We start from the raw sequence: 4,093 nt of genomic DNA, 5'->3' as shown, positions 1-4,093 counted from the left end.
ATCTGACCGTCAGCGAATCGCGTATTCGGCTTCGGTCTGTACCCGCACCGACACACCGACGAACTCCGGCAGCCCATCCAGCGCCGTGGCAAGGTCCGCCGTGTCGGGGATCTCACCGTCGTCGGTCACGACGTCGATTGTCGCGTTCACGCCCACCCAGTGCACGTCAGAGATGGATGCCGTGGTATCGGCGCTGATCCATTCCTGGGAGGCGTTGCGGATCGTCAGACCCCACGATGTCAGCAGGAACGAGGCAACGGTGTTGAACGCGAGCGGGATGACGACGATGACCGCCGCGATCCCGACGATGATGTAGGCACGGCGGCGCCGCGCGGTCGGGAGCGAGCTTGGCTCGCGGGCGTACCCCGCGAGGGTGAAAACGATGCTGCCCGCGATGATGAGCGCCACGACGTTGGACAGGAACAGCCACAGCGCACCGGTAGCGGCATCCCATTCCCCCACCCCGGCGCACACGCCGACGACACCGAGCGGCGGGACGAGTGAGATCGCGATGGCGACCCCGGGCAGCACGGTGCTGAGATCGCGGCGAGACATCGCGAAAGCTCCGGCGGTTCCGGTCGCGAGCGCTGCCGCGAGGTCGAGGAGTCCCGGGGAGGTGCGTCCGGTGATCTGAGAGTTGCTCTGCAATTCCGACGGATCGGCGACGAACACCGCGAACATCGCACCGATCGCGATCACCAGCACCACCCCGAGCAGCACCCACAGCAGCGAACTGACGACGAGGCGCAATTGCCCCACGACGATCCCGAGTGCGATACCGAGGATCGGGGTGGCAAGCGGCGCAATGATCATGGCCCCGATGACCGTCGCCGTCGAATCGCCCAGGACGCCGGCCGCGGCGATGATCGCCGAGAGCACGAGCATGATGAGGAAGGCCGAACGCTTTCGACCGACCTCGCCGGCTCCGAGGTTCAGCGCATCGTGCAGCTCATCGGCCGACAGGCGCTGTGACGGCGGGATGAGCGCTTCGGTGACCCGGGACACGGAGCCTCAACGGAAGAAGCTGTTGGCCCGCGCTGTGAACAGCAGCAGCAGGCCGATCAGCGGCAGCACCGCCGACCCCACAGCCGACCAGAGCTGCGCCGGCTCGGTGATCATGAGATACACCGAGCCGGCGATGTTCAGCACGAAGACGACGGCGGTCAGGATGCGGGCACCGTTGCTCCCGCCAAAGAGCCCCAGGCTCACCAGAATCGTGACGAAGCCAATGAGCATAGCGACGATGCCGAAGGTGATTTCGCCGCCGATCAGCAGCAGCACTCCCGCGATGATCTGCAACGCACCCGTAAGCCACGCGATGATCGCCACGAGCGTGACCCCGAAAGGACGCCTACCCGCCATGTTCCCCTCCCAGCGGGGCGTCCGCCCTGGCGGCATCCGTCCCGTCGGCATCACTGTAGCGGGAGCGGCGCTATGCGAGGAGGGTCTCTCCGACAAAGCCGCCCTCGGCGCATCCGGGCGGGACGGCAAAGACCGCCGAACCGATCGGAATCGTCCACTCGTTGAGCAGGTCGAGATCCGCGAGGCGCTGTTGCATCGGCACGTACTGCGCGTCGATGTCGGCCTGGAACGACGCGAAGATCAGTCCCGAGTCCGACAGCGCACCGCCGGTCGGAGCATCGTCGTAGTTGTACGGGCGACGCAGGATGCGCTCCCGAGGGTTGTCGCTGCGGGCCCGTCGCATGTGCGAAAACTCCGGGATGACAGGGAAGCCGATCGCGGTGCGGGCCTCGAAGTCCGGCTCGTCGGTTTCGACCGTCCCGGTCAGCGGCGCCCCGTTATCGAGGGTGCGGCCGACGGATTGCTCTCGGCCCGACCGATCGAGCTTGTCCCACGTGTCGAGGGTCATCCGGATGCGGCGCACGACCATTCCGGTGCCGCCGGCGAGCCATCCGTCCGAACTCCAGACCACCTCATCGAAGTCCGCCGTCCCCGCCTCGGGGTTGACGGTGCCATCGACCTGCCCGAAGAGATTCCGCATGCTGCGCTCGGGGTAGGCGCCGGCGGAGCGCCGGAACCCCTGCTGAACCCACCGCACGGTCGTGAACGAGCGCGAGTCTTTCAGCAGCATCCGCGTCGCGTGAGCGACAACGAGCGGGTCGTCCGCCGCGATCTGGATGAGCAGGTCACCACCGGTGTAGGCCGGCTCAAGCCTGTCGATCGAGAACGCGGGAAGAGGCTTCAGCCAGGCTGGCCCGGCCCCTCCTGCCCGCGCCACGAACTCGGGACCGAAACCGAACGTGACCGTCAGACGGGCCCTCGCGATCGCCAGCTCGGGCTCCGAGTCGGCCAGCGCCGGCTCGCCACGCGTCAGACGCGCCGCATCGTCGGTGAGAACCTTCATCATGCGCCGTTGAGCCTCGCGCTGCACCTCCGGCAGCAGGTCGAGCGCGACGAACGTCCCATAGGTCTGGGCGGCGGTGTCGATCCCGGCCTGGTGGACGCCGTAGAACGGGACGATCTCGGCCCCGTCCTGCGGAGTCGAACCGGATGCCGCGGGCGCTGGGGCATCCGAGCCGGAGGTCAGGGCGAGGTCGATGCCGATCGCCGCGGCCGCGCCGACGCCGGCGACAGCTCCTCCCACGAGGAACTGTCGCCGGGTCGACCCGGGGCGATCGGAATGATTCCGATCCGCGGTCATCGTTACTCGTCGCCGCCCATGTCCATGCCGGAGTGGTCGTCGCCCATGTCCATGCCACCGTCGTTGTAGTTCTCATCAGCGCCGGTGAAGTCCTTCACCGGTGCCACGAACGCCATCGTCGAGCCATCGTCGAACGTGACGGTGAAGGTTGCGTCCTCACCGGCGACCAGCGGAGCCGTGAGGTCCATGAGCATGAAGTGGTAGCCGCCGGGCTCGAGCGTCAGGCTGCCGCCAGCCGGAATGACGAAGCCGCCGTCCTTCTCTTGCATGACCATGCTGCCGCTGCCATCATCGACGACCTCGTGCAGCTCCATCATCGAGGACGCATCGGAGCTGACCGAGACGATCGTGGCGTCGCTGTCAGCGGAGTTCTCAAGCACTCCGAAGGCCGCCGACATACTGCTGTCGGCAGCTTTGACCCACGCATCGGTGATCGTGACGGACTCGGCTTCGGTCGTCGCCGGGGTGCTGGGGCTGGCGGAAGCACAGCCGGCAAGTCCGAGTGCTGCTGCGACGAGAAGGATGCCGAATCGGGTGGAATTGCGGGTGTTCACAGGTTTCCCTTTCAGGGCTTCGGGGGCTCCTCATCGGAACCCCGGCGGGCGCGCCTGGCGCGACCGCGAAGGAAGAAAAGGACCAGCCCGAACAGAGCGAGCGCAGATGCCGCTCCGATCGCGCCGATCAGGACGGCGCGCGCTATGCCGCCGTCCTCTGCCGCGGAGTCCAGCGCCGCGGCGGTCGCATCATCGGAAGGACCGCCGGTGGCCTGATCTGCTGTCGGCGTGGGTGAACTCACAGCGCTCGGTGCGGTCGTCGGCGCCGGGGATGCCGCTGCCGGATCATCCACCGTGAAGGGGATGAGTCCGGAGATCGGATGCCCGTCAGACGAGACGACACGCCAGCGAATTTCATATGCCCCGTTCGGCATCCCCTCGTTGAGAGGAACCGTCAGGGTGTCGAAGTCGATCTGGATGTCGCCGGCGACCCAGTCGTTCTCCTGAGCATCCGCAACGATCACGGCTGCTCCCATTTCCATGATCTCGGCTGAGAACGTGAGCTCAACGCTGGTCGGAGCCACCGTGAGCTGCTCGTCCTGCTGAGGGGAGCTCGCGACGAGCTCGTCGTGCGCCCAGGCGGGCGCCGCGACGAGAGAGAGCGCGACGGTGGCCGCTGCGACCGAAGCCGCGAAGGCTCCGGCGCGCGCGCGAAGGGACAACGACATGAGAAACGCCTTTCGTGAGTGAACGTCGATGCGCCTCCCCCAGCGCCACGTCGGCAGCCGCGGGAGTCGAAACAGAGAGTCAGACCACGAAAGACAGGGGCGGACCACGCCTGCGCACGAGCGAGGCAACGCGTGCCGAACGCAGGGGCGGCGCCGGGGCACACACGATCCCGGGCCGCTCAGCAACCGCAGGAAGCCTGACGACACCG

5 protein-coding genes are annotated in these 4,093 nt (G+C 67.3%); all 5 read right to left on the bottom strand.

Annotation, left to right across the window (positions count from 1 at the left end; all coding sequences use genetic code 11):
• Nucleotides 1-9 precede the first annotated feature (9 nt).
• The gene (locus tag B3587_RS11730; protein WP_292728849.1) at nucleotides 10-1,005 is read right to left on the bottom strand and encodes a TIGR00341 family protein; all 996 of its coding nucleotides are present in this window, start codon (nucleotides 1,003-1,005) and stop codon (nucleotides 10-12) included.
• Between the two features lie 6 nt (nucleotides 1,006-1,011).
• Nucleotides 1,012-1,362, bottom strand: a complete 351-nt coding sequence (locus B3587_RS11725; protein ID WP_292728846.1) for a hypothetical protein — start codon at nucleotides 1,360-1,362, stop codon at nucleotides 1,012-1,014.
• Nucleotides 1,363-1,432: 70 nt separating this feature from the next.
• Nucleotides 1,433-2,662 (bottom strand): Dyp-type peroxidase, encoded by a 1,230-nt coding sequence (locus tag B3587_RS11720; RefSeq protein WP_292728843.1) that lies wholly within the window; start codon nucleotides 2,660-2,662, stop codon nucleotides 1,433-1,435.
• Nucleotides 2,663-2,664: 2 nt separating this feature from the next.
• Nucleotides 2,665-3,216 (bottom strand): copper chaperone PCu(A)C, encoded by a 552-nt coding sequence (locus tag B3587_RS11715; protein ID WP_292728840.1) that lies wholly within the window; start codon nucleotides 3,214-3,216, stop codon nucleotides 2,665-2,667.
• Between the two features lie 11 nt (nucleotides 3,217-3,227).
• Nucleotides 3,228-3,884 carry a copper resistance CopC family protein gene (locus B3587_RS11710; protein WP_292728837.1) on the bottom strand — a complete coding sequence of 219 codons (657 nt, stop codon included), beginning with the start codon at nucleotides 3,882-3,884 and terminating at the stop codon, nucleotides 3,228-3,230.
• Between the last annotated feature and the right edge of the window lie 209 nt (nucleotides 3,885-4,093).

Origin of the sequence: Microbacterium sp. UBA837, assembly GCF_002296025.1 — a bacterium.
Lineage (GTDB): Bacteria > Actinomycetota > Actinomycetes > Actinomycetales > Microbacteriaceae > Microbacterium.
The sequence above is the reverse complement of the archived record's forward strand: the minus strand, read 5'-3'. Positions and strand labels throughout refer to the sequence as shown.

What these genes read in the sequence shown, in the direction of transcription:
- B3587_RS11720 (WP_292728843.1), bottom strand. Translation starts at nt 2,662, where the DNA reads ATGACCGCGGATCGGAATCATTCCGATCGCCCCGGGTCGACCCGGCGA.
- B3587_RS11725 (WP_292728846.1), bottom strand. Translation starts at nt 1,362, where the DNA reads ATGGCGGGTAGGCGTCCTTTCGGGGTCACGCTCGTGGCGATCATCGCG.
- B3587_RS11710 (WP_292728837.1), bottom strand. Translation starts at nt 3,884, where the DNA reads ATGTCGTTGTCCCTTCGCGCGCGCGCCGGAGCCTTCGCGGCTTCGGTC.